General features: G+C 62.0%; 22 protein-coding genes. 13 read left to right on the top strand and 9 right to left on the bottom strand.

The genetic code is table 11. The features are described from left to right. Positions 1-73: 73 nt before the first annotated feature. Complete coding sequence (locus tag HX839_RS05910) at positions 74-820, bottom strand: NRDE family protein (protein ID WP_003213826.1); 747 nt, start codon at positions 818-820, stop codon at positions 74-76. An 89-nt stretch (positions 821-909) separates the two neighbouring features. Between HX839_RS05910 and HX839_RS05905 the strand changes: the two genes are divergently transcribed. The 3 genes from HX839_RS05905 to HX839_RS05895 all read left to right on the top strand — a co-directional run bounded on the left by HX839_RS05905 (position 910) and on the right by HX839_RS05895 (position 3,456). After that, positions 910-1,692, top strand: coding sequence for a sulfite exporter TauE/SafE family protein (locus HX839_RS05905; protein WP_003213825.1), 783 nt, complete (start codon positions 910-912; stop codon positions 1,690-1,692). A 66-nt stretch (positions 1,693-1,758) separates the two neighbouring features. Further along, a complete protein-coding gene (gene lgt / locus HX839_RS05900; protein WP_003213823.1) occupies positions 1,759-2,571 on the top strand; it encodes a prolipoprotein diacylglyceryl transferase in 813 nt (270 codons plus the stop codon). Positions 2,572-2,622: 51 nt separating this feature from the next. Next, positions 2,623-3,456 (top strand): thymidylate synthase, encoded by an 834-nt coding sequence (locus HX839_RS05895; protein WP_003213821.1) that lies wholly within the window; start codon positions 2,623-2,625, stop codon positions 3,454-3,456. Between the two features lie 124 nt (positions 3,457-3,580). Here the strand turns inward: HX839_RS05895 and cadR are convergent, their stop codons facing one another. Then, positions 3,581-4,030, bottom strand: a complete 450-nt coding sequence (gene cadR, locus HX839_RS05890) for a Cd(II)/Pb(II)-responsive transcriptional regulator (protein ID WP_017476559.1) — start codon at positions 4,028-4,030, stop codon at positions 3,581-3,583. A gap of 85 nt (positions 4,031-4,115) precedes the next feature. Between cadR and HX839_RS05885 the strand changes: the two genes are divergently transcribed. The 7 genes from HX839_RS05885 to HX839_RS05855 all read left to right on the top strand — a co-directional run bounded on the left by HX839_RS05885 (position 4,116) and on the right by HX839_RS05855 (position 13,126). Then, positions 4,116-6,386 (top strand): heavy metal translocating P-type ATPase, encoded by a 2,271-nt coding sequence (locus HX839_RS05885; protein WP_177066852.1) that lies wholly within the window; start codon positions 4,116-4,118, stop codon positions 6,384-6,386. Positions 6,387-6,402: 16 nt separating this feature from the next. Continuing rightward, the gene (locus HX839_RS05880; protein WP_008438952.1) at positions 6,403-7,266 is read left to right on the top strand and encodes a LysR family transcriptional regulator; all 864 of its coding nucleotides are present in this window, start codon (positions 6,403-6,405) and stop codon (positions 7,264-7,266) included. A 225-nt stretch (positions 7,267-7,491) separates the two neighbouring features. Further along, positions 7,492-8,556, top strand: a complete 1,065-nt coding sequence (locus HX839_RS05875) for a putative 2-aminoethylphosphonate ABC transporter ATP-binding protein (protein ID WP_023659299.1) — start codon at positions 7,492-7,494, stop codon at positions 8,554-8,556. Between the two features lies 1 nt (position 8,557). Further along, a complete protein-coding gene (locus tag HX839_RS05870) occupies positions 8,558-10,282 on the top strand; it encodes a putative 2-aminoethylphosphonate ABC transporter permease subunit (protein ID WP_177066851.1) in 1,725 nt (574 codons plus the stop codon). Positions 10,283-10,305: 23 nt separating this feature from the next. Beyond that, positions 10,306-11,322 carry a putative 2-aminoethylphosphonate ABC transporter substrate-binding protein gene (locus HX839_RS05865; protein WP_003213811.1) on the top strand — a complete coding sequence of 339 codons (1,017 nt, stop codon included), beginning with the start codon at positions 10,306-10,308 and terminating at the stop codon, positions 11,320-11,322. A gap of 125 nt (positions 11,323-11,447) precedes the next feature. Continuing rightward, on the top strand, positions 11,448-12,572 hold the full coding sequence (locus tag HX839_RS05860) for a TIGR03364 family FAD-dependent oxidoreductase (RefSeq protein ID WP_177066850.1): 1,125 nt from the start codon (positions 11,448-11,450) through the stop codon (positions 12,570-12,572). Continuing rightward, complete coding sequence (locus tag HX839_RS05855; RefSeq protein WP_177066849.1) at positions 12,572-13,126, top strand: phosphonate degradation HD-domain oxygenase; 555 nt, start codon at positions 12,572-12,574, stop codon at positions 13,124-13,126. Before HX839_RS05860 ends, HX839_RS05855 begins: the two co-directional genes overlap by 1 nt. Here the strand turns inward: HX839_RS05855 and HX839_RS05850 are convergent. Next, positions 13,123-14,496, bottom strand: coding sequence for a DUF3482 domain-containing protein (locus tag HX839_RS05850; RefSeq protein WP_102604114.1), 1,374 nt, complete (start codon positions 14,494-14,496; stop codon positions 13,123-13,125). The genes HX839_RS05855 and HX839_RS05850 overlap by 4 nt on opposite strands. After that, entirely contained in the window at positions 14,489-15,868 is a 1,380-nt protein-coding gene (locus HX839_RS05845) for a DUF2868 domain-containing protein (protein WP_177066848.1), read from the bottom strand. The genes HX839_RS05850 and HX839_RS05845 overlap by 8 nt, the downstream gene beginning before the upstream one ends. Positions 15,869-15,958: 90 nt before the next feature. On the opposite strand from HX839_RS05845, the gene HX839_RS05840 reads away from it, so the two are divergent. Then, positions 15,959-16,471, top strand: a complete 513-nt coding sequence (locus HX839_RS05840; RefSeq protein WP_177066847.1) for a dihydrofolate reductase — start codon at positions 15,959-15,961, stop codon at positions 16,469-16,471. 94 nt (positions 16,472-16,565) lie between these two features. Here the strand turns inward: HX839_RS05840 and HX839_RS05835 are convergent, their stop codons facing one another. Further along, positions 16,566-17,957 carry an L-cystine transporter gene (locus tag HX839_RS05835; RefSeq protein WP_003213804.1) on the bottom strand — a complete coding sequence of 464 codons (1,392 nt, stop codon included), beginning with the start codon at positions 17,955-17,957 and terminating at the stop codon, positions 16,566-16,568. Between the two features lie 241 nt (positions 17,958-18,198). On the opposite strand from HX839_RS05835, the gene HX839_RS05830 reads away from it, so the two are divergent. Beyond that, positions 18,199-19,257 (top strand): haloacid dehalogenase-like hydrolase, encoded by a 1,059-nt coding sequence (locus HX839_RS05830; protein ID WP_256344682.1) that lies wholly within the window; start codon positions 18,199-18,201, stop codon positions 19,255-19,257. Between the two features lie 193 nt (positions 19,258-19,450). On the opposite strand, the gene ilvD is transcribed toward HX839_RS05830, so the two are convergent. From ilvD to HX839_RS05810, 4 genes are all read right to left on the bottom strand, one after another. Then, complete coding sequence (ilvD, locus tag HX839_RS05825) at positions 19,451-21,292, bottom strand: dihydroxy-acid dehydratase (RefSeq protein WP_003213802.1); 1,842 nt, start codon at positions 21,290-21,292, stop codon at positions 19,451-19,453. Positions 21,293-21,622: 330 nt separating this feature from the next. Then, positions 21,623-22,081, bottom strand: coding sequence for a transposase (locus HX839_RS05820; protein ID WP_003213801.1), 459 nt, complete (start codon positions 22,079-22,081; stop codon positions 21,623-21,625). A gap of 225 nt (positions 22,082-22,306) precedes the next feature. Further along, positions 22,307-23,503: an MFS transporter gene (locus HX839_RS05815; protein WP_177066846.1), complete on the bottom strand. Its 1,197-nt coding sequence runs from the start codon at positions 23,501-23,503 to the stop codon at positions 22,307-22,309. 232 nt (positions 23,504-23,735) lie between these two features. Next, positions 23,736-24,932 (bottom strand): class I SAM-dependent rRNA methyltransferase, encoded by a 1,197-nt coding sequence (locus tag HX839_RS05810; RefSeq protein ID WP_003213799.1) that lies wholly within the window; start codon positions 24,930-24,932, stop codon positions 23,736-23,738. A gap of 313 nt (positions 24,933-25,245) precedes the next feature. On the opposite strand from HX839_RS05810, the gene HX839_RS05805 reads away from it, so the two are divergent. Beyond that, positions 25,246-26,058: an HDOD domain-containing protein gene (locus HX839_RS05805; RefSeq protein ID WP_177009126.1), complete on the top strand. Its 813-nt coding sequence runs from the start codon at positions 25,246-25,248 to the stop codon at positions 26,056-26,058. Positions 26,059-26,064: the final 6 nt, after the last annotated feature.

The following is a 26,064-nucleotide window of genomic DNA, read 5'->3' as shown; positions in this document are numbered from 1 at the left end:
CAGTCAGCTTATGTATTGGCTGACACGCCGCCTTCGCGAGCAAGCCCGCTCCCACATTTGATTTGCGTGAGGTTCAGATTTTGAGTTCAACTTCACCCAACTGTCCGCCATACGGCCCAAAACTGCGCTCCACGATATGTCGCGTCCCGTCGGCATTCACAATCAGCGCCGTGCTCGCCCGCGTCCCGTAGCTGGGGCTGGCAATAAACACGCTCGACAACAGACTCTCCGTCGCCAAGCCCACGCCGGTATCCGGCAAGTCGGCAAACGGCGCGGTCTGCGGGTCGCTCAAAATCCCCAGCAAGGCTTCAGGCTGCGGATCGTCCAGCACTTCTGTCAGCGCCGCCTTGGCCTTCAACAACTTCGGCCACGGCGTATCCAGCCCTGCATTGGATAACCCATAAACCCCCGCCACCAATGGTGTCGGCGCAGATTCCTTGGCGTTGTAATGCCAAAGCTCGTCCCGCGTCCCGACCAGCAGGTTAAACCCGGCATATTCAATCGATCTGCCATTAACGTCGGCCAAATAGTCGTCAATCGACAGCGAACCGCTGAGAAAGCGCGCCACCAACTCACCCCGCGACTTGCGCGCCGGCGGCTGGTGCGGGTCACGGATATTGGTCAGCGCCGCAAAGCGCCCGTCTGCGCCAACTCCCAGCCAGGTCCCTCCCGCTTCCTGGTCCCTGCCCGCGTAAACATGGGGCGCATCCAGCCACTGGGCCAACGGCAAACTGGGCCGGGCATAAAATTCATCACGGTTGGCCGCGACGATCAGCGGCTGGGCGTGGCCCGGCCGCCAGGCGAAAACAATCAGGCACATAAGGCGATCCCTTTGTGTTTTGCCCACTCTACCCATAGAACCCTGTGCTTTGCATCCGTTAACATGCCGGTCTGTTTTCGGGGGCTCCCATGGAATTTCTGCTGTATTTGCTGCTGGGATCCTGCGCGGGCATGCTCGCCGGGCTGTTCGGCGTGGGCGGCGGCATCATTATTGTGCCGGTGCTGGTGTTCAGCTTCACCTTGCAGGGCTTCGATCCCGCGGTGCTGACCCACCTCGCTGTCGGCACGTCCCTGGCGTCTATTATCTTCACGTCGGTGAATGCGGTGCGTGAGCATCATCGGCGCGGCGCCGTGCGCTGGCCGATCTTCGTATGGATGGCCGTGGGTATCCTGCTGGGCGCGGGCGTTGGCGCGCTGACCGCCGAGGCGATCTCCGGGCCGCATCTACAGAAAATCATCGGTGTGTTCGCCCTGGTGATCGCCGTGCAGATGACCCTGGAGCTCAAGCCCAAGGCCAGCCGCCAGGTGCCGGGCAAGCTTGGCCTGACCCTGGCGGGTGGCGTGATCGGCTGGTCGTCGGCAATTTTCGGCACCGGCGGCGGTTCGTTGACCGTGCCGTTCCTGACCTGGCGCAGCGTGCCGATGCAGCAGGCAGTGGCCACTTCGTCGGCCTGCGGCTTGCCGATCGCCCTGGCCAGTGCGTTAAGTTTCATGATTCTGGGCTGGCATGATCCGCTGCTGCCCGATCATAGTCTCGGCTTTGTGTACTTGCCGGCGCTGCTGGGCATCGCCCTGACCAGCATGGTGGCGGCCCGTTTCGGCGCGCGCCTGGCGCACCGGTTGTCGCCGCGCTTGCTCAAGCGGCTGTTCGCCGGGCTGCTGTTTTGCGTAGGGCTGAATTTTTTGCTGTAACGCAGGCTTAATCGCGCACCGGCATGGTCCGATGCGCCATGACTATTGATTTAACGAGGAGTCGCAATGCTGCCTTACCCGCAGATCAACCCGGTGGCCGTGGCCATCGGTCCGCTGCAAATCCACTGGTACGGGTTGATGTACCTGATCGGCATCGGCGGTGCCTGGCTGCTGGCTTCCCGGCGCCTGAACCGTTTCGACCCGACCTGGACCAAGGAGAAGCTCTCCGACATGGTGTTCTGGATGTCGATGGGGGTCATCGTCGGCGGACGCCTGGGTTATGTGCTGTTCTACGACCTGCCAGCCTACATCGCCAACCCGACGCTGATCTTCGAGGTGTGGAAGGGCGGCATGGCGTTCCACGGCGGGTTTGTGGGGGTGATGATCGCCGCCTGGTGGTTTGGCCGGCGTAACGGCAAGTCGTTCTTCCAGCTGATGGACTTCGTCGCGCCGTTCGTGCCGATTGGCCTGGGTGCCGGGCGCATCGGTAACTTCATCAACGCCGAGCTGTGGGGCAAGCCGACTGACGTGCCGTGGGCCATGGTGTTCCCGCCGTTCAGCGACCCGGCGCAATTGCCGCGCCACCCCTCGCAGCTGTACCAGTTCGCCCTGGAAGGCGTGGCGCTGTTCCTGATCCTCTATATCTTCTCGCGCAAGCCACGCCCGACCATGGCCGTTTCGGGGATGTTCGCGTTGTTCTACGGGATCTTCCGCTTTATCGTCGAGTTCGTACGGGTGCCGGATGCGCAGCTGGGCTACCTGGCGTGGGGCTGGGTGACCATGGGTCAGATTCTCAGCCTGCCGATGATCATCGCCGGCCTGGGACTGCTGTGGTGGGCTTACAATCGCCCGCAAGGCATCAAGAACACCGCGCTTTAAATTCGAACGCCGGGGCCCGAGGGTCCCGGCTTCAACGATACAGGTATACACATGAAGCAATATCTCGAACTACTGAACGATGTCGTGACCAATGGCCTGACCAAGGGCGACCGCACCGGCACCGGCACCAAGGCCGTGTTTGCCCGTCAGTTTCGGCATAGCTTGGCCGACGGCTTCCCGCTGCTGACCACCAAGAAGCTTCACTTCAAAAGCATCGCCAATGAATTGATCTGGATGTTGAGTGGCAACACCAACATCAAGTGGCTGAACGAAAATGGCGTGCGTATCTGGGACGAATGGGCCACCGAAGACGGCGACCTGGGCCCGGTGTACGGCGAGCAGTGGACCGCCTGGCCCACCAAGGACGGCGGCAAGATCAACCAGATCGACTACATGGTCGAGACGCTGAAGACCAACCCCAACAGCCGCCGCATCCTGTTTCACGGCTGGAACGTCGAGTACCTGCCGGACGAGACCAAAAGCCCGCAGCAGAACGCCCGGGACGGCAAGCAAGCGCTGCCACCTTGCCACCTGCTGTACCAGGCTTTTGTGCATGACGGTCATCTGTCGATGCAGTTGTACATCCGCAGCTCAGATGTATTCCTCGGCCTGCCGTACAACACCGCTGCCCTGGCGTTGCTCACCCATATGCTGGCCCAGCAGTGCGACCTGATCCCTCACGAGATCATCGTCACCACGGGCGACACCCACGCCTACAGCAACCACATGGAACAGATCCAGACCCAGCTGGCGCGCACGCCGAAGAAGCTGCCGGAACTGGTGATCAAGCGCAAACCCGCGTCGATCTACGATTACAAATTCGAAGATTTTGAAATCGTGGGCTATGACGCTGATCCGAGCATCAAGGCCGATGTAGCGATCTAAAAGCGATCTCGGTCCAAATGTGGGAGCGGGCTTGCTCGCGAATACGGTGTATCAGAAACACATTCAGTGGCTGACACTCCGCTTTCGCGAGCAAGCCCGCTCCCACATTTTTTTGTGTACACATTCAATGCCCGTGGCTTCTGCCCACATGTGATGGCTCAGCCTCGCTGGCCGCGACACTCCCGCTGACTTCCAGCCGCTGCAAAATCCCGCACTGATCCAGATCCGGCCCGCCGCCGCAGCGTTGGCGCAGGTCGAGCAACTGTTCCTGCAACGCCAGCAGCCCGTCGATCCGCGCCTTGACGTGGTGGATATGCTCGTCGATCAACGCATTCACGCTTTCGCACTGGTCCTGAGGACTGTCACGCAGGCCCAGCAGGCTGCGAATTTCCTCAAGGGTCATGTCCAGGCTGCGGCAGTTGCGGATAAACACCAGCCGCTCAGTGTGCGCCTGGGTGTACAGGCGGTAGTTTCCATCGCTGCGCGCAGGCGGCGGCAGCAGGCCTTCCTTCTCGTAATAACGGATGGTTTCCACCTGGCAATCCGTCAATTTTGCCAATTCGCCGATCTTCATCGCAGCAATCTCCAAAAGGATGCTTGACCCTATAGTGGCTACAGGGTCTTTACTTGGCAACAGGCACCTTTACGGACGCGACAGAATGAGCGATTCCATCCACACCCCGCACAAGCACGACCATGATCACGACCACGCGCACGATCACGGCCCCAAGCTGAAACCTGTGCAGAAGCACGACCATGGCAGCCATGGCGATTCCTGCTGTTCCAGCAAGGCCGCGCCGGCGCTGGTGAAGCTGACCGAAGCCCCGACAGCGGGCTCGCGGCTGAGCACCTTCCGCATCGAAGCCATGGACTGCCCCACCGAGCAGACGCTGATCCAGAACAAACTGGGCAAGCTTGCGGGTGTGCAGCAGCTGGAATTCAACCTGATCAACCGCATTCTCGGCGTCACCCACGACCTGCCGACGACCGCGCCGATCATCGACGCCATCAAGTCCCTGGGCATGCAGGCGGACCCCATCGAAGAAGGCGTCGCCCCGGCTGAGCCGCCGGCGAAGAAGCACTGGTGGCCGCTGGCTGTGTCCGGCGTGGGCGCGCTGGGGGCTGAAGTGCTGCACTTCACCAACGCAGCCCCGACGTGGGTGATTGCCCTGGTCGCGCTGATCTCGATCTTCAGCGGCGGCCTCACCACCTACAAAAAGGGCTGGATCGCCCTGAAAAACCTCAACCTGAACATCAACGCCCTGATGAGCATCGCCGTCACCGGCGCGATCCTGATCGGCCAGTGGCCGGAAGCGGCGATGGTGATGTTCCTGTTTACCGTCGCCGAGTTGATCGAGGCCAAGTCCCTGGACCGCGCACGTAACGCCATCAGCGGCTTGATGCAGATGACGCCGGAACAGGCCACGGTCCGTCAGGCCGATGGCAGTTGGGTTGAACAGGAGGTTAAAGTCATTGAACTGGGCGCCATCGTGCGGGTTCGTCCCGGCGAGCGCATTGGCCTGGACGGTGAAGTCACCTCCGGCCAGTCCACCATCGACCAGGCGCCGATTACCGGTGAAAGCCTGCCGATCGAAAAGACCGTGGGCGACAAAGTCTTCGCCGGCACCATCAACCAGGCCGGCTCCCTGGAATACAAAGTCACTGCAGCCGCCAACAACTCCACCCTGGCGCGGATCATCCACGCCGTGGAACAGGCCCAGGGCGCCCGCGCGCCAACCCAGCGTTTTGTCGACACCTTCGCCAAGGTCTACACCCCGGCGGTGTTCATCTTTGCCCTGGGTGTGGCGTTGATTCCGCCGCTGTTCATGGGCGGCGTATGGTTTGAATGGGTCTACCGCGCGCTGGTGCTGCTGGTGGTCGCGTGCCCATGTGCACTGGTGATTTCCACCCCGGTGACCATCGTCAGCGGCCTGGCGGCCGCGGCGCGCAAAGGCATCCTGATCAAGGGCGGTGTGTACCTGGAGGGTGGCTACAAACTCGACTACCTGGCCCTCGACAAGACCGGCACCATCACCCACGGCAAGCCGGTGCAAACCGATTACCTGGCGCTGTTCCCGAACATGGAAGACAGCGCACCGGCCCTGGCCGCGAGCCTGGCCGGGCGCTCCGATCACCCGGTGTCCCTGGCCATCGCGAACGCGGCTGTGGACAAAAACCTCACCGTGCACACTGTGGATAACTTCGAGGCCCTGACCGGGCGCGGTGTGAAGGGCGAGATCAATGGAGAGGTCTATTACCTGGGCAACCACCGTCTGGTGGAAGAGCTGAACCTGTGCTCGCCGGCCCTGGAGAAGAAGCTCTTCGCCCTGGAAAAACAAGGCAAGTCCGTGGTCCTGCTGCTGGACAAGTCCGGCCCGCTGGCGCTGTTCGCCGTGGCCGACACCGTGAAGGACACCAGCCGCGAAGCCATCCAGCAGTTGCATGACCTGGGCATCAAGACCCTGATGCTGACCGGCGACAACACCCACACGGCCAAGGCGATCGCCGATCAGGTGGGTATCGACCAGGCCCAGGGCGACTTGTTGCCCACCGACAAACTGCAAGCCATCGAAGCGCTCTACGCCAAGGGCCACCGGGTCGGCATGGTCGGCGACGGCATCAACGACGCCCCGGCGCTGGCCCGTTCCGAGATCGGGTTTGCCATGGCTGCTGCGGGTACCGATACCGCCATCGAGACCGCCGACGTGGCCCTGATGGACGACGACCTGCGCAAGATTCCAGCATTCATTCGGCTGTCGCGGCAAACGTCGAGTATCCTCAAGCAGAACATCGCCCTGGCCCTGGTGATCAAGGCGATCTTCCTCGCGGTGACCTTCCTCGGGATGGCCACCATGTGGATGGCGGTGTTCGCCGACATGGGCGTGAGCCTGCTGGTGGTATTCAATGGTCTGCGCCTGCTGCGCAAATAGTCGATGAGAGGGTGGTGTGCTGAGTGCCGAGCTGAAGGCGTTTTACATGGTCGCCCGCCTGGGCAGCATTACCCAGGCGGCGAAAAAGCTCGGGCTCAGCCAGCCCACGGTGACCACCCAGATTCGTCACCTGGAAAGCCAGTACTCGGTGGAGTTGTTCTACCGTGGCGGGCGCCGCCTGACCGTCAGCGACGAAGGCGCGCGGCTGTTGCCGATGGTCAAGGCGCTGTTGCAGCAGGAAGCGGACATCGAGTTTTTCCTGCGCAACAGTGGCCAGGTACAAGGGGCCTTGAGGATTGCCGCGACGGCACCTTATTACATCCTCGACCTGGTCAAGACCTTCCGCGAGCGGCTGCCGCAGGTCGAGGTTTCGGTGGAGATCGGCAACTCCCAGCAGGTGCTGGAAGCGCTGGATGACTACCGCGTCGACGTCGCTGCCTCATCCCAATTGCTTGAAGACCCGCGCCTGATCCGCCGGGTACTGGGCATGGACCCGCTGGTGCTGGCGGTGCATCGCAATCATCCGCTGGCGGTACTTGAACATGTACCGCTGACCGCGCTGGCCGGGCATACCTTGCTGATGCGCGAGCCGGGGTCGACCACCCGTCGATTGACCGAAGAGATGTTGCAGGGCGCCGGTGTGAGTTACGGGCCGCTGCTGGAGATCGGCAGCCGGGAATCTATCCGTGAGGCAGTGCTGCGCAATATCGGCATCAGCATCATTGCCCGCCAGGAAGTGCCCCACGACCCGCAATTGCGCGTGCTGACCATCGAAAATGCACCGCAGATTCCCGAGTATTTGTACTGCCTCAAAGAGCGAAAGGGCGCGCGGTTGCCGGCGGCTTTCCTGGGGTTGGCCCAGGAAATGTCCCCTCTCTGATCGTTCCCACGCTCTGCGTGGGAATGCCGGCCTGGACGCTCCGCGTCCGCTCTTAAGGTCGTGACGCGGAGCGTCACAGGATGTATTCCCACGCAGAGCGTAGGAACAATCTGTCGGCACAACCCAAATCCACCAATACCACTATCGCCACGTTTTGCCTTTCTGCCACAAGAGGGACGCATTGCCTGCCTAGGATGACCTTCATCAGTTTGATGAGGTGCCTCCATGAACACAGCCATGACTAATCCCGGCGCGCCAATGAAGGTGCGCGGTGTACAGAAACGCTTCGGCGCCTTCACCGCGCTGGATAACGTGTCCCTGGACGTCGCCGCTGGCGAACTGGTGTGCCTGCTGGGCCCGTCGGGCTGCGGCAAGACCACCTTGCTACGCTGCATCGCCGGCCTGGAGCGCCAGGACAGCGGCGAGTTGTACCTCGGCGACCGCGATGTTTCCCTACTGGCACCCCAGGCTCGGGACTACGGCATTCTGTTCCAGTCCTACGCGCTGTTTCCCAATCTCACCGTCGAAGCGAACATCGGCTACGGCCTCACCGGCAGTGGCCGTGATGAAGTGCGCAAGCGTGTCGGGCAGATGCTCGAACTGGTGGGTTTGGTGGGCAGCGAAAAGAAATACCCCGGCCAACTTTCCGGCGGCCAACAACAGCGTGTGGCACTGGCTCGCGCCCTGGCGCCGGCGCCGTCCTTGCTGCTGCTGGACGAACCCATGTCGGCCCTCGACGCCCGGGTGCGCGAGCATCTGTGCACCGAGCTGCGCCAACTGCAGCGCCGCCTGGGCATCACCACCCTGATGGTCACCCACAACCAGGACGAGGCCATGCTGATGGCTGACCGCATTGCCGTGATGAACAACGGCAAGGTCGAGCAGTACGCCACGCCCCAGGAAATCTACGACCGCCCGGCCACACCGTTCGTGGCCGAGTTTGTCGGCCAGGGCAACTGGCTGCCGTTCAGTCGCAACAGCGCCAGCCACGCTCAGGTTGGCGGCATGAATATGCGCCTGGCGGACAACGCAGGCGTCGCGAAATCGGGCCGTCTGTTCTGCCGCCCGGAAGCCATCAGCGTCAACCCGCCAGTGCATGAAGAAAACCTGTTCCCGGCCAAGGTCCGCGAGATCACTTTCCTCGGCAACCGCTGCCGCATGAGCTTCGAGCTGGACCAACTGCCCGGCCATCCGCTGCTGGCCGAACTGGCCCCGGAAGCCATGCCGCGTCTTGGCGCCCAGGACATCTGGGTCGCGCTGCCCCCGCGCAGCCTGCAGGTGTTTGCCTGAGATGGCCCGCGATATGACTCTGCCGATACCCGATAACGTGGCTCGTCAGGTTTCCCGTGCCGAACTCGGCGACCGTATTTTTGTTATCGGCGGCAAGCTGCTCTGGCTGTGCCTGCTGGGCGTCGCGGTGCTGATGCCGCTGCTGGCGATCTTCTGGCGCGGCTTCAGCAGTGAAGCCGGGCAGGGCGGTGGCCTGGTGGCGGCGCGGGAGTTGGTCACCAGCGACAATTTCCACTGGTTGCTCGGTAACAGCCTGAAGGTTTCCGGCAGCGTTGCCGCCATCGTCGTACCACTGGCTTATCTGTTTGCCTACGCTTTGCAACGCACGCTTATTCCGGGCAAGGCGATCTGGCGCGGCATGTCGCTGCTGCCGTTGATGGCGCCGTCGATGTTGCCCGGGATTGCGCTGGTCTACCTGTTCGGTAACCAGGGCATGCTGCGCGGGCTGCTGTCGGACAACATCTATGGCTTCTGGGGCATTGTCCTTGGTGAAGTGATCTACACCTTTCCCCATGCCTTGATGATCCTGTTATCGGCGCTTTCCCTGGCGGATGCACGTTTGTTTGACGCCGCATCGAGCATGGGCGCGAGTCCCGCCCGGGCGTTTCGCAGCATCACCTGGCCGGCGACGCGCCAGGCCGTGTTTGCCGCGTTTTGCCTGGTGTTCACTCTGACCATCACTGACTTTGGCGTGCCCGTGGTAGTCGGTGGCGACTATCAAGTACTGGCGCTGGAAGCCTACAAAGCTGTGGTCGGCCAGCAGCAATTCGGCCGCGGTGCCTTGATCGGCATGGTCCTGCTGCTGCCGGCACTGTTCAGCTTCGGTGTCGACGCCTGGTTGCGCCGCCGCCATGGCGACTCCATGAGCGGCCGCGCCCAGGTGTTCCAGCCGGCGCCGTCGAAACTGCGGGACGGCTGCTACCTGGCCATCGTCCTGCTGATCTGCGCGATCCTGCTGCTGGTGTTCGGCATGGCGGTCTACTCATCCCTGGTGAAATTCTGGCCCTACAACCTGTCGCTGTCCCTGGCCCACTACCAGTTCGAAGACACGGCCGGCGGCGGCTGGCTGGCCTACCGCAACAGCATCACCATGGCCCTGTGCACCGCGTTGATCGGCAGCGTGCTGATCTTCACCGGCGCCTACCTGATGGAAAAGACCAGGGGCCAGAAGGGCCTGAACCTGGCGCTGCGCATGCTCAGCTTCGTGCCGATGGCGGTGCCGGGGTTGGTGCTCGGCTTGGGCTACGTGTTCTTTTTCAACCTCAACGGCAACCCGCTGCATGTGCTCTACGGCACCATGACGTTGCTGGTGGTGTGCACCATTGCTCACTATTTGACCACCGCCCAAATGACTGCCACCACGGCCCTGCGCCAACTGGACGCGGAATTCGAAGCCGCCGCGCTGTCGCTGAAGGCGCCGCTGTACCGCCATTACCTGCGGGTCACCGTGCCGATCTGCCTGCCGGCGCTGCTGGACATCGTGCGCTACCTGTTCGTCTCGGCGATGACCACCGTCTCCGCCGCGATCTTCCTCTACAGCCCCGACACCATCCTCGCCGCCGTCGCCGTACTGAATATGGACGACGCCGGCAACGTCGGCGGTGCGGCGGCCATGTCGACCCTGATCCTGTTCACCTCGGCGGGCGTGTCCTTGCTGCTGGCGTGGGCCTCACGCGGCTTGTTGCGCCGCTCCCAGGCCTGGCGCCAAACCGCGCCCGGCCAATAATTCACCCATAAAGGAACTGCACCATGTTCAAGCCCCTGGCGTTAGCCGCTGCTGTGCTCACTGCGTTCAGCCTGAATGCCTTTGCCGCCAAGACCGAGTTGACCGTGTACACGGCCCTCGAAGCCGAGCAATTGAAGACCTACAAACAGGCCTTTGAAAAGGTTAACCCGGACATCGAGATCAAATGGGTGCGCGATTCCACCGGCATCATCACCGCCAAGCTGCTTGCCGAAAAAGCCCGCCCGCAGGCTGATGTGGTCTGGGGCCTGGCAGCTTCCAGCCTGGCGATTCTCGATCAGCAGGGCATGCTGCAAAACTACGCACCGGCAGATTTGAGCAAGATCGGTGCGAACTACCGCGACGCCGCCAACCCGCCGGCCTGGGTCGGCATGGACGTGTGGGCTGCGACCATCTGCTTCAACACCGTCGAAGCCGAAAAGCAGGGCCTGAGCAAGCCGGTGAGCTGGCAGGACCTGACCAAGCCTGAGTACAAGGGCAAGATCGTGATGCCCAACCCGGCCTCGTCCGGCACGGGCTTCCTGGATGTGAGTGCCTGGTTGCAGACCTTCGGCGAGAAGCAGGGCTGGCAGTACATGGACGACCTGCACCAGAACATCGGCCAGTACGTTCACTCCGGTTCCAAGCCGTGCAAGCTGGCGGCCTCGGGTGAATTCCCGATCGGCATTTCCTTCGAATACCCGGCCGTTCAGCTGAAGCGCCAGGGCGCACCGCTGGACATCATCCTGCCGAAAGAAGGCCTGGGCTGGGATATCGAAGCCACTGCCGTGATCAAGGGCACTGCCCACGCAGACGCGGCACAGAAACTCGCCGACTTCTCCGCCAGCCCCGCGGCGATGGAGCTGTACAAGGAAAACTTCGCGGTACTGGCCCAGCCGGGTATCGCCAAGCCGCAGACCGAATTGCCGGCGGACTACGAGCAGCGGTTGATCAAGAATGACTTTGCCTGGGCGTCGAAAAACCGCGACAGCATCCTGACCGAATGGCGCAAGCGCTATGACGGCAAGTCGGAAAAACAATAACCACCGATCGTTCCCACGCGCTGCGTGGGAACGCGGCTCTGGACGCTCTGCGTCCGCTTTTGTAGTCGTGACGCGGAGCGTCACAGGATGCATTCCCACGCGGAGCGTGGGAACGAGAGGTCTTCATGACACAACTGCTGATCATCGGCGCCGGCATCCTCGGCCTGTCCCACGCTTATGCGGCCGCCAAACGCGGCCTCAAGGTCAAGGTCTTCGAGCGCAGCGCCACACCGCTGGGTGCTTCCGTGCGCAACTTCGGCCAGGCACTGGTCACCGGCCAGCCGCCCGGGCCGATGCTCGACCTGGCGCGGGAAAGCCGCGAAATCTGGGGCCAGTGGGCGCAACTCGCCGGCATCCAGCTCAAGCGCAACGGCTCCTATCTGTTCGCCCGCACCGAAGCCGAAGAGCACTTGCTTGAAGCCTTCTGCGCCGGTCGCGCGCAAGAACACGGTTATCGCGTCAAGTTGCTGCAAGGCGCCGCCCTGCACGAGCTGTACGGTGGCCAGTTCGCCCATCACCGCGCTGCGCTTCACGGCCTGGATGATCAACAACTGTATTCCCGCGAAGCCATCCCGGCGCTGATCAACTACCTGAGCCGCGAACTGAACGTGGAGTTTCATTTCTCTACCCTGGTCCGCGACATCGAGCCCGGCCAGGTACACACCACGGCCGGTTCCTTTCACGGCGAGCAGATCATTGTCTGCTCCGGCCACGACTACCAGACGCTGCTGGCCGAGCAGATCGGCGAACTCAACCCGCAAATCTGCCGCCTGCAAATGCTGCGCGCCCGGCCAGTGGTGGAGTTAAACCTGCAACACGCGCTGCTGACCGGCCTCAGCTGCGTGCACTACGGCGCCTTCGCCGACTTGCCGGAAGCCGCGCCGGTACAGGCCGAAATTCTGCGGGATGTACCGCACCTGCATGAAAACGGTATTCACCTGCTGATCAGCCCGACACCCTATGGCGAACTGATCATCGGGGATTCCCACCATTACGGCAGCGATCCTTCACCGTTCAACGCCGAACAGGTGGACAACTGGATGATCGAACTGGCCGAACATACCCTGGGCTGCAAGATCCAGGTCGTGGAGCGCTGGCAGGGTGTCTATGGTTCCCGTGGCCCAGGGCCGTTTTCGTTCCTGCGGGCGGCGCCGGGGGTGAGTGCGGCGTTGATGCACACCGGCGTGGGCATGAGCGTTGGGCCGGCGATGGCGGAGCGCAATATCACAGAGTTGTGGGGGAGCGCGTGATGAACGCAGAGCAGGCAATCGCCGAGGTCTTCGGCCTTTACGAACAGCACGGCACGGCTGACTACATCGGCGAACCGGTCTCGCAGATCGAGCACATGTCCCAGGCTGCGCAGTTGGCCATGGCTGAGGGCTTCGATGATGAAGTGGTGCTGGCAGCGTTCTTCCACGATATCGGGCATATCTGCGGCCAAGGTGGCGAGAACATGGGCGGTTATGGTGTGGTCAGCCATGAACGGCTGGGCGCCGATTATCTGCGCCGCGCAGGCTTCAGCGAGCGGATGGCAAAACTGGTGGAATACCACGTGCAGGCCAAGCGTTATCTGACCTTCAGCCAGCCGGATTATTACGCACGCTTGAGCGAAGCCAGCCGTCGTACCTTGGGTTACCAGGGCGGCGTGATGACCGCCGAGGAAGCCCAAGCGTTCGAGCAGGACCCGCTGTGCGCCGTCAGCCTGCGCATGCGCCACTGGGATGAACAGGCCAAGGAAATGCATGTGCCGTTGCTGGACCTTGAAGTGCTGAAGTCCAAGGCCCAGCAACTGTTGGCGGCTTAGGTCTCGTCCAGGCGCTGGGCCAGGGCTTCGACCTGTTCCTGGCGTTCGGCCTGGCTCAATTTGGGGTGCGGGTTGAGGGACGACCATTGCGGATGGGCGCGGGCCTTGTTCAGGGCTTCGGGCAATTTGCCTTCGCGCCAGGTCTTGTCCTGGGGTGTGTCGACCTTGATGCTGTGGATCGCCGCATGGCCCCGCAGGTTCAGGGCCTTGAGCAGTTGCCGCTGGCGCAGGGCCAACAGGCGCAGCACGCTGTCGTCGACGGTCAGCTCGCGCTGGCCCTTGATCTTGCCCAGCAGGCGGCTGCCATAACTGCGGGCAGTTTGCAGCGCGCCTCCCGCGATGGCTCCGGCGAGGGCGGCGGCGCCGAGGGTCAGGCCGCCTACGAGTAGATCCACACCTGCACCGGCCGCCGCGCCGGCTGCGATACCGCCACCGACCCGCACGCCCAGTTGCTTGAGGGTCTCGGGGTTGAACAGGTCATCGCCCCAGCGCCCGTCCAGCAGCGGTAAATCGCTGGCGGCGGCGTCCTGCGGGCGGAAGCCGAACAACTTGAGCAAGGCCTCCACGCAACGCTGTTCGCGCTGGCGCACGGCTTTGCGCAGTTCGCTGATGGCCTGCTGTTCCACTTCGGCTTCGCTGACCACGCTGCGGCGGCAGGCGGCGCAGTCGATCAGCAGTTCGGCGATCAGCCGCGCCGCACTTTGCTGGCGGGCCTGGCGCTGGGCTTCCTGATCAAGTATCAGCCGTTCCAGTTGCCCACGGGAGTTTTCCAGCAGCAGGGCGAGGCTTTCATAGAGGCGGCGCTCGCCGTCTTCCGGCGGCGCCACGCTGTCAAAACGCACCAGCGCATGCAGGCCGAGGCGGGCGAGGGCTTCGCGCCAGTCCGGCTCGCGGTGGTCGGCGCTGCTGACAAAATTGAGCACTGGCAGCAACGGTTTGCCGCAACTGGCGAGCACTTGCAGCTCATCGCGGTACTTGGCCAGCACCGGCTCCCTTGCATCAATCACATACAAGCCCGCATCCGAGGCGAGCAGTTGGCGCAGCACCTTGGCTTCCTGTTCGAAGCGTTGCCGGGCCTCGCTGCCTTCCAGAAAACGCGCCAGCCGTGCCGGGCCGTCGAGGCGTTCGCCGGGGCGGTCCAGGCGTTCGAGGTAATCGAGCAGGGCGATGGCATCTTCCAGGCCCGGCGTGTCGTACAGCTCCAGCAAGGCTTCGCCGTCCACCGACAAGCGCGCACCTTCGACATGCCGGGTGGTGCTGGGACGATGGGAGACTTCACCAAAGCCGACGTCTCGCGTGAGCGTGCGCAGCAACGAGGTCTTGCCGACGTTGGTGTGGCCGACCACCGCAAGTTTCAGGGGCTTAGTCATGACCGGTCTCCAGCCAGGTGAGCGGCGCGCAATCGGCGAACGGTATCTCCAGTTGTTGCAAGGCCGTGTGCCAATCACCCAGGCGCTCAGCATCCAGGGCTTGGCCAGCGGGCGCTTGCAGCAGCCAGACCCGAGTGGCGGTGGCGCTGCGGGCCAGTTCGGCAATCAGCGCAAGGCTGCCGCGATCCGGCGAGCGCCGCGGGTCGCAGGCGATGGCCAGGCGCGCGGGCGGGAAGCGGGTGAGTTGCTCCAGCAGCTTGTTGCGGGATTCACGGCTGTCGAGGATGCCGGCGTCCTTGACACTGGCCGGGAGCTTCGGCGGCCATGGGCGCTGGTCGTCCAGCTCGATGGCCACCAGCAGGGCGCCGTTGCTTTCCAGTTCACTGACGCCGCCGATCACGTGGTGCAATTGTTCGGGCGCCGCATCGTTGACCCCAAGCCGTTCGCTGCTGGGCATCAACCGTTCACGCAGTTGGCTGTAGCCGGGCAGGTTAAGGTCGAGGCTCAGGGCGGCACGCCCGCGTTTCCAGCGCCACAGGCACAGCAACGCAAGGATCAGCCGCGGCAGGATGCCGTACACCAGCAGCACGCCCACCAGCCAGGCGGCCCAGGCCTGGCGGGCGCTTTCGATATTCAGGGCGGCATCGCCGCTGGCGCGGATCATCTCGACAGTGGGCACATTGAAGCCGAGCAAGGCGGGCAGGGCGCCGAGGGTTTGGGTCACGGCGACAAAGGTGTCCGCCCGCAGGATGGTGGTTTCCCACACAAAGCCGTAGCGCCGGGTGGCCAACAGCGTCAGCAGGATCACCAGGGCGCTGAGCAGGGCCAGCAGCCACAGGCTGTTGACCAGCACACCGACGGCCCAGCGATTGAGTTTGCGCCGTTGCAGCAACAGCAGCAGGGCGGGCGCCAGTTGCGCGGCCTTGGCGTCGCGGGCGAGTTTTTCGCTGAGCCATAACCACAGGCGGCCAAGACTGGCGCCGTGTTCACCGGCAAACAGCAGGCCCAGGGCCCAGCTCAACAACAGGATCAGGTTCAAACCCAGCAGGCTGCCCAGGGCCCAGAACACATTAACCGGCGCCAACCCGTTGCCCAGCGCGGCAAACGCCAGGCCGGCGCCGCTGATAATGGCGACTGCCGCCAGCAGGATCAGCGCCAGGCGCGCACCTTGCAGCCAGCGGGTCAGGGCGGCGGTCAGGCCATCGCGTTCGGCCAGCCACAGCGCGCGGTTTTGAATGCGCGTGGGCAGGTCGCCGCCGGCGCTGCGGGCCAGGCGATTGGCTTCCTGGTCTTCCAGGGCACCCGCGTGTTCCTCGCGCAGGCGCACGGTCTCGGTCAGCCAGAGTGTTTGCAGGGGGGGCAGAGCTGTCACACGCCGTCCTGTTGAGCCAGTGAGCCTGGAGCATAACCGCTGGAACGCCGGTTGGGGTATGCCGCGCGCGGCTCTGGTATTCTCGTCGCCATGAAAAAAACTCTCCCTTTAAGCCTGATCGCAGCCCTCGGTGAAAACCGTGTGATCGGCGTCGACAACAGCATGCCCTGGCATTTGCCGGGGGATTTCAAATATTTCAAGGCCACCACCTTGGGCAAGCCGATCATCATGGGGCGCAAGACCTGGGATTCCCTGGGGCGACCGTTGCCGGGCCGGTTGAACATTGTGGTCAGCCGTCAGACCGATCTGGCGCTGGAAGGTGCGGAAGTTTTTCCGTCACTGGACGCGGCCGTGGAGCGGGCTGAGGAATGGGCCAAGGCGCAGGGCGTGGATGAGCTGATGCTGATCGGCGGCGCGCAGTTGTATGCCCAGGGGCTGGAGCAGGCGGATCGCCTGTATTTGACGCGGGTGGCGTTGAGCCCGGACGGCGATGCGTGGTTTCCCGAGTTTGATTTGAACCAGTGGAAGCTGGTGTCGAATGTCGAGAATGCGGCTGAGAGTGACAAGCCGGCGTACAACTTCGAAGTCTGGGAAAAAGCCTAAGAGCATCGCAGGCAAGCCAGCTCCCACAGTTGACCGAGTATTACTGAAAAAACCGGTTCAATGTGGGAGCTGGCTTGCCTGCGATAGCGGTCTGTCAGGCCTGCGCCAATTCCGCATGCTCATCCGCATTCAACAGCTCTTTATCCGTCTGCTGCATGATCTGGCTGGTAATCGCCCCGGCCGTCATCGAACCGTTCACGTTCAATGCCGTACGGCCCATGTCGATCAGCGGCTCAACCGAAATCAGCAGCGCCACCAGTGATACCGGCAAGCCCATCGCCGGCAGCACGATCAGCGCGGCAAACGTCGCACCGCCGCCCACGCCCGCCACACCGGCCGAACTCAAGGTCACAATCGCCACCAGGGTCGCGATCCACAGCGGGTCCAGCGGGTTGATACCCACGGTCGGCGCAACCATCACCGCCAGCATCGCCGGATAAAGGCCGGCACAACCGTTCTGGCCAATTGTTGCGCCAAACGAGGCGGCAAAACCGGCGATGGACTGCGGAATCCCCAAGCGACGGGTCTGCGCTTCAATGCTCAGCGGGATGCTCGCGGCGCTGGAGCGGCTGGTGAAGGCAAACGTCAGTACCGGCCAGACCTTGCGGAAGAACCGCAGCGGGTTGATCCCGGCCAGCGACAGCAGCAGGCCATGCACCACAAACATCAGGCCCAGGGCCAGGTACGACACCACCACAAAACTGCCGAGCTTAATGATGTCTTGCAGGTTGGAACTGGCGACCACTTTGGTCATCAGCGCCAATACGCCGTAGGGGGTCAGTTTCATCACCAGGCGCACCAGGCGCATCACCCAGGCTTGCAGGGTGTCGATGGCGTTGAGGACTTTCTGGCCTTTTTCCACGTCATCCTTGAGCAGTTGCAGCGCGGCAACCCCAAGGAATGCAGCGAAGATCACCACACTGATGATCGACGTCGGCTTGGCCCGGGCCAGGTCGGCGAACGGGTTCTGCGGGATGAACGACAGCAGCAGTTGCGGGATATTCAGGTCGGCGACCTTGCCCGCGTAATCACTCTGGATCACTTGCAGGCGCGCCATTTCCTGGGTGCCGGCCACCAGGCCTTCGGCGGTGAGGCCGAACAGGTTGGTCAGGCCGATACCGATCAGCGCCGCAATCGCCGTGGTGAACAGCAGCGTGCCGATGGTCAGGAAGCTGATCTTGCCCAGGGACGAGGCGTTATGCAGACGGGCCACGGCGCTGAGGATCGAGGCGAACACCAGCGGGATCACGATCATTTGCAGCAACTGCACGTAACCGTTGCCGACCAGGTCGAACCAGCCGATCGAGGCCTTGAGCACCGGGTTGCCGGCACCGTAGATCGCGTGCAGCACCACACCGAAGATCACGCCGAGTACCAACGCAAACAAGACCTTCTTGGCGAGGCTCCAGTTGGTTCGACGGGTTTGTGCCAGGCCCAGCAGCAGGGCCACGAACACCAGTAAGTTGAGAATCAGGGGCAGATTCATTGAAGCTCCGTTGAGAAGGCAGCCAATCGCAGGAGCCTGCGATTGCGAACCGGCAAGCCTAACAGCTTGAAATATATTGATTTAATAACGTTATCGCATGGTGACTGTCGTTTTTGGAATAAGCGGATGACGCGCAGGCGTATGGCATTGGCGCGATCACGACGAAAGCGGTCGCGCTCGGGCGATAACTGTCATACAGATTTGTTAGCGTCGATGTCTTTCACTCAGGGAGAAAACGCACATGAAGCTAGCGCCGAAACTGTTTGCCGCCGCGCTGTGCCTGGGCCTCGCGAGCCAGGCCTTTGCCGCCACCCAGTTGAAACACTGGCCGGCGGCTGCCGCCAAGCAACTGGACACGATGATTGCCGCCAACGCCAACAAGGGTAACTTCGCGGTATTCGACATGGACAACACCAGTTACCGCTACGACCTTGAAGAGTCGTTGCTGCCGTACCTGGAAAACAAGGGCCTGATCACCCGCGACACCATGGACCCCTCCCTGAAGCTGATCCCGTTCAAAGACACCGCCGACCACAAGGAAAGCCTCTTCAGCTACTACTACCGCCTCTGCGAAGTCGACGACATGGTCTGCTACCCGTGGGTGGCGCAGATTTTCTCCGGCTTCACCCTCAAGGAACTCAAGGGCTACGTCGACGAGATGATGGCGTCGGGCAAGCCGGTGCCGGTCACCTATTACGACGGTGACGTGGTCAAGAACATGGAAGTGCAGCCGCCGAAGGTCTTCACCGGCCAGGCTGAGCTGTTCAACAAGCTGATGGAAAACGGCATCGAGGTCTACGTGATGACCGCCGCGTCCGAGGAACTGGTGCGCATGGTCGCGGCCGATCCGAAGTACGGCTACAACGTCAAACCCGAGAATGTCATCGGCGTGAGCACCTTGCTCAAGGACCGCAAGACCGGCGAGCTGACCACCGCCCGCAAGCAGATTGCCGCCGGCAAGTATGACGAGAAGGCCAACCTCGGCCTGGAGCTGACCCCGTACCTGTGGACCCCGGCCACCTGGATGGCCGGCAAGCACGCGGCGATCCTGACCTACATCGACGAGTGGAAAAAACCGGTGATCGTCGGTGGCGACACGCCGACCAGTGACGGCTACATGCTGTTCCATGACGTGGACGTGGCCAAGGGCGGCATCCACCTGTGGATCAACCGCAAGGACAAATACATGACCCAGTTGAACGGCATGATGGCCAAGCACGCTGCGGCCCAGGCCAAGGAAGGGTTGCCGGTGACGGCGGATAAAAACTGGGTGATCGTCAAGCCGGACGAGATTCAGTAAGTACGGCTGGACTCGGTCAAAAATGTGGGAGCGGGCTTGCTCGCGAAGGCGGCGGATCAGCTAGCTTATTCGGTAACTGGCACACCGCAATTCGCGAGCAAGCCCGCTCCCACAGTTGATCACCTTTGTTTGAGGAATAATCTCCAGGCAAAAAAATGCCCCGCACCTGGCGGGGCATTTTTATGGGCGAGGCTTACAGACCGTCAAGCATCGCCTTGTTACGCACAGCACCCTTGTCGGCACTGGTGGCCAGCAGGGCATAAGCCTTCAAGGCGGTGGTGACTTTGCGCGGACGCTTCTCCACCGGCTTCCAGCCTTTCTTGTCCTGCTCGACCCGGCGTGCCGCCAGTTCTTCATCGCTGATCAACAGGTTGATCGAGCGGTTTGGAATGTCGATCAGCACCTTGTCACCATCCTGCACCAGGCCGATGGCGCCGCCCGCAGCAGCTTCCGGCGAAGCGTGGCCGATGGACAGGCCCGAGGTCCCGCCGGAGAAACGGCCGTCGGTCAGCAAGGCGCAGGCTTTGCCCAGGCCCTTGGATTTCAGGTACGACGTCGGGTACAGCATCTCTTGCATGCCCGGGCCGCCTTTCGGGCCTTCGTAACGGATGATGACGATGTCGCCTTCCTTCACTTCGTCAGCGAGGATGCCGCGTACCGAGCTGTCCTGGCTTTCGTAGATCTTGGCGCGGCCTTCGAACACGTGGATCGACTCGTCCACACCGGCGGTTTTCACGACGCAGCCATCGAGGGCGATGTTGCCGTACAGCACGGCCAGGCCGCCCTCTTTCGAATAGGCATGCTCGACACTGCGGATGCAGCCGTTTTCACGGTCGTCGTCGAGGGTTTCCCAACGGGTCGACTGGCTGAACGCGGTCTGCGTCGGGATGCCGGCCGGGCCTGCCTTGAAGAAGTGATGCACGGCTTCGTCAGTGGTCTGGGTGATGTCCCACTTGGCGATGCCTTCGGCGATGGATTTGCTGTGCACGGTCGGCAGGTCGGTGTGCAACAGGCCGCCACGGGCCAGGGAGCCGAGGATCGAGAAGATCCCGCCGGCGCGGTGCACGTCTTCCATGTGGTACTTCTGGATGTTCGGCGCGACTTTGCACAGTTGCGGCACGTGGCGCGACAGGCGGTCGATGTCCCGCAGGTCGAAGTCGATCTCGGCTTCCTGGGCGGCGGCCAGCAAGTGCAGGATGGTGTTGGTGGAACCGCCCATGGCGATGTCCAGGGTCATGGCGTTTTCGAACGCCTTGAAATTGGCGATGTTGCGCGGCAACACCGACTCATCGTTCTCGGTGTAGTAACGCTTGCACAGCTCGACGATGGTGCGGCCGGCTTGCAGGAACAGCTGCTCGCGGTCGCTGTGGGTGGCCAATGTGGAGCCGTTGCCCGGCAACGCCAGGCCCAGGGCTTCCACCAGGCAGTTCATCGAGTTGGCGGTGAACATGCCGGAGCACGAACCGCAGGTAGGGCAGGCGCTGCGCTCGTATTCCGCGACCTTCTCGTCAGAAGCGCTGGAATCGGCGGCGATGACCATGGCGTCCACCAGGTCGAGGCCGTGGGAGGCGAGCTTGGTCTTGCCGGCTTCCATCGGGCCGCCGGAGACGAAGATCACCGGGATGTTCAGGCGCAGGGCGGCCATCAGCATGCCGGGGGTGATCTTGTCGCAGTTGGAGATGCACACGATGGCGTCGGCGCAGTGGGCGTTGACCATGTATTCCACGGAGTCGGCGATGATCTCGCGGCTCGGCAGGGAATACAGCATGCCGTCATGGCCCATGGCGATGCCGTCATCCACGGCGATGGTGTTGAATTCTTTCGCTACACCGCCGGCGCGTTCGATCTCGCGGGCGACCAGTTGGCCCAGGTCCTTGAGGTGGACGTGGCCGGGTACGAACTGGGTGAACGAGTTGGCAATCGCGATGATCGGCTTCTTGAAGTCGTCATCTTTCATCCCCGTGGCGCGCCACAGTGCGCGGGCGCCGGCCATGTTGCGGCCGTGGGTGGATGTTTTCGAGCGGTAATCAGGCATTGGAGCACTCCGGGCGGCTAATCAAGTACTAAAGGGGAGTGAGCTTCTAATTGACGACTGGAACACCCGATAAATGGCCGTGTGTCCGGAAGTTGCCACTCGCGTCGCGGGATCGCCGCTTGCTTGGGCCTCGAGCTCATAAACCCGCCGGGGGATGACTGGCGATGAATAGGTCCGATTCTACACCGCTGGCGGCCGGAGGGAATGGCCGTCTACCTGTAGGAGCGAGCTTGCTCGCGAAAAACGTCAACGGTAACGCAGCGCTATCAGGTGGTCCGTGTCGTCTGTTGGTTTTTCGCGAGCAAGCTCGCTCCTACAGGGTTGCGTATTTCACAGCCACATGGCGTCCCAGAGCGGATAGTCGCCGATACGCTCAACCAGCCCTGCTCTTAATGGATTGGCGACGATGTATCGAGCTGTTGCTTTCAGGTCATCTTCCCGGCGTAGCGCCCGATCAAAGTAGCCCTTTTGCCAAAGTGTCCCGTGGCAACTCCTCGCTTTGTTAATGGCGTGGGCACTTCGCGACTTGGTAATCCGCATCAGTCTCGGCAAATCGCCGTTGTGCAATTCCACCAGCCAATGGAAATGGTCCGGCATCACGACCCAGGCCAGTGAGGTCGCCTCGCCGTCGTCCTGAGCCTTTCTGAATTCGCGAACAAGCAGGCGACCAATGCGCCAGTCCTGGAAGACCAGCTGTCGTTGATGGGTGACGGCGGTGAGCAGGTAAATGCGGCCGGATTCCGAATAGCGGCCTTTACGCAGCCGATGGGCGTTTTGCTGGGTGGACATTCCTTCGTCCTCTTCGTGTGGGTAGAAGAGAGACGGTAGGAGGCAACAGTGTCTATTGGCGTTTAAACACTGGTTCTGAATATGTCATGCCTTCTGTAGGAGCGAGCTTGCTCGCGAAGAACGTCAACGATAACGCAGCGCTATCAGGTGGCCCGTGTCGCCTATATGTTTTTCGCGAGCAAGCTCGCTCCTACAGTGGGAGTGGGAGTGGGGAGTGGGAGAGCGTTAGCGTCCGACTCTGATGTTCGTCACTACGCCCCAAACGCTGAGCACGATGAAGCTGATGGCGATGGTCATCAGCAGGTTTGCCCCGGCTTGGGCGAGGGCGGCGCTGCTGACGGCGGCGGTGATGAACATGATGCTGTTGCCGGCCGACGCGGCGGTGCCGGCGCTGCTGGAGAACAGCAACATGGCCGCAGAAATCGCGGCGGGGCGTACCAGGGTCACGGCCAGGGCGCTGATCAGCATCGGGATCAGCAGGGTGATGGTGGTCATGGCCTCATAGCTGATCACCAGCGTCAGCAATACGCCTGCGATCCCCAGCAGGCCCAGCCCGAGGTTGATTTGTCGCGTGAGGGAGATATGTTTCTGCAGTGCAGTTGCTGCAACGCCGCCCAGCAGGTAGGCAACGCCATACACCATCAGCACTACCGCGTACTGGTATTCGGACAGCTTCAACTCATCCATGAAAATCAGCGGTGTCACGCTGATCAAGGCGAAGTAACACGCGAATACCAACGCGGCGATCCACCAGTAACGGATGAAGTCCCGGTTGCTTGCGATGGATTTCAGCGTGGCGATGATCGAAACAGGGGCTCTTTCAGGGCTGGCCGCCTTGGACGGCAATATCAGCCAGGCATGGATAAACATGCCTAGCGCCATCACCGCAAATCCATAAAAGCTGCCCTGCCAATCAAATGTGGTTTGCAGCCAGGAGCCGAGCAGCGGCGACAGCGCAACGAACGATCCGCTCAGGGTCATGTAGTAGATGCGGATGCGGGCGCGATCCTGCTCTTCGAAAAGGTCTTCAACCAGCGCATGGCCGAGCACAAAAAAGCCACAGCCGATGGCCTGGACGGCGCGAAACAGCAGGAAACTCGGGTAATTCGCCGCCAGTGCGCAGCCGATCGAGCCTAGGGTGGAAACCACGATGCACCCCAGCAGCACTTCCTTGCGCCCGAATTTATCTGAAAGCGGGCCGGCGATCAGTTGGGAAATCGCAAAAACCAGAGTGAACAGGCTGATGGATAAGGCGACCTCAGCAGTTGAGGTATCGAACTTCGCGGCCAGGGCTGGAAAGGAGGGCAGCAGGATATTGATCGGGAAGAAGCTGATCAGCGAGATGCAGGTGATGAGGATGAAGCGCGAGCGTTGTTGGCGTTTTAAGTCGCCATGGGGTGGCGAATAAGAGGACTCAGACATTGTTTTTATTTTCCGGAGTAAAACCAGAAACCGATACTAGTCTGCGAAACGGGGAATTCAATCAAAAGTGTTGTGGGAGGCCAAGCCCATGATGGTGTGTGTTGCCGCTGTAGGAGCGAGCTTGCTCGCGAAGAACGTCAACGATAACGCAGCGCTATCAGGTAGCCCGTGTTGTCTATTCGTCTTTCGCGAGCAAGCTCGCTCCTACAGTTGATCCGGTTCCAATTGGGCGTTAGCTATTCGGCAACAACCGGCAAGTAATGCTCTTGATATACCGGGTCTCGGCAATCGCCGGGTGCACCGGGTGGTCCGGGCCCTGGCCGCCGCGTTCCAGCATCTGGATGTTGCGATCCAGGTGACGGGCGCTGGTCAGCAGGATGTTTTGCAGGTCGTCTTCCGGCAAGTGCATCGAGCACGAAGCGCTGACCAGGATGCCGTCCTTGCTGAGCAGGCGCATGGCTTGCTCGTTCAGGCGGCGGTAGGCGCCTTCGCCGTTCTTCATGTCTTTCTTGCGCTTGATGAAGGCAGGCGGGTCGGCGACGATCACGTCGAAACGCTCTTCGCTGGCTTTCAGCTCTTTGAGGGCTTCGAACACGTCGCCTTCGATGCAGGTCATTTTCTCGGCAACGCCGTTCAGTGCCGCGTTGCGCTCCACGCCGTCGAGGGCGAAGGCGGAGGCGTCGACGCAGAACACTTCACTGGCACCGAAGGCGGCCGCTTGCACGCCCCAGCCGCCGATGTAGCTGTACAGGTCGAGTACGCGTTTGCCTTTGGCATACGGAGCCAGGCGGGCGCGGTTCATGCGGTGGTCGTAGAACCAGCCGGTCTTCTGGCCCTGGATCACCGGCGCTTCGAACTTCACGCCGTTTTCTTCCAGTGCCACCCACTCCGGCACCAGGCCGAACACGGTTTCGACGTAGCGGTTGAGGCCTTCGGCATCACGCGCGGCGGAGTCGTTCTTGAACAGGATGCCGCTTGGCTTGAGCACTTGGGTCAGTGCGGCAATCACGTCTTCCTTGTGGGCTTCCATGGTCGCCGAAGCGATCTGCACCACCAGGATGTCGCCGAAACGGTCGACCACCAGGCCTGGCAACAAGTCGGAATCGCCGTATACCAGGCGGTAGAACGGCTTGTCGAACAGGCGGTCACGCAGGGACAGGGCGACGTTGATGCGGTGCACCAGCAGCGACTTGTCCAGCGGCAACTTGATGTCGCGGGACAGCAGGCGGGCGCAGATCAGGTTGTTCGGGCTCATGGCCACGATGCCGAGGGTCTTGCCGCCGGCTGCTTCCAGGATCGCCTGGTCGCCTGCCTGGAAGCCGTGAAGAGGTGTGGCGGCCACATCGATTTCGTTGCTGTAGACCCACAGGTGGCCGTTGCGCAAACGACGATCGGCGTTGGCTTTGAGACGCAGGCTTGGCAGGGACATGACGTCGCTCCGGAAAAAAGAGCGGGAGTATACCGTGTTGTGCAGTACTTGGCGGCGCCGCCGGACATGTGGGTTGTGATGTCCCTGTGGGAGCTGGCTTGCCTGCGATAGCATCACCTCGGTTATCTGAAAGACCGAGCCGTCTGCATCGCAGGCAAGCCCGCTCCCACATTCGGTCCGGTTTCAGTTCGGGTTTTTGAGGTGTCAGCCCGGTTGCCATAAAGGTTAGAATCGCCGCCTAGTCCAGAGTGTGCCCCCTATGTCCCAAGAGCTATCCGCCGAACAGATCCAACAGAGCCTCCAAGGCATCAGCGTGCCGCCTCAACCGCAAATCATGGTGGATTTGCAGATGGAGCAGTACATGCCCGATCCGGACCTGGAAGTGATCGCCCGGTTGATCGCCCAGGACCCGGGCCTCTCCGGCTCGCTGCTGAAGATCGTCAATTCGCCGTATTACGGTCTGAGCAACAAGATCGTCTCGATCCAGCGCGCGGTGAACCTGCTGGGCAGCCGCTCCATCGTCAACCTGATCAACGCGCAGTCGATCAAGGGCGAGATGAGCGACGACACCATCGTCACCCTCAACCGTTTCTGGGACACCGCCCAGGACGTGGCCATGACCTGCCTGGCCCTGGCCAAGCGCACCGGCAGCCAGGCGGTCGATGAAGCCTACGCATTGGGGCTGTTCCACGATTGTGGCGTGCCGTTGATGCTCAAGCGTTTCCCGAACTACATGAGTGTGCTGGAAGAGGCCTATGCCAACGCCGGCCCGGAGTGCCGTGTGGTCGACACCGAGAACCAGGCGTTCAACACCAACCATGCCGTGGTGGGTTACTACACCGCCAAATCCTGGCGCCTGCCGGAACATGTGACCGATGCCATCGCCAATCACCACAATGCCCTGGCGATTTTCAGCGACGAGTCCAACCACAAGCCGCAGCTGAAAAACCTGCTGGCGATCCTGAAAATGGCCGAGCACATTTGTGCGTCGTACCGCGTGCTGGGCAACCAGATGGATGACCATGAGTGGAACGCCATCGGCCCGCTGGTGCTGGACCATATCGGCCTGTCGGACTACGACTTCGAGAGTTTGAAGTTGTCGATCCGCGAGCTGGGCGCGCACTAACCCTTT

This window comes from Pseudomonas sp. I8001 (assembly GCF_013385345.1).
GTDB lineage: Bacteria > Pseudomonadota > Gammaproteobacteria > Pseudomonadales > Pseudomonadaceae > Aquipseudomonas.
Note: the sequence above shows the minus strand (reverse complement) of the source record. Positions and strands in the feature narration are given on the sequence as shown.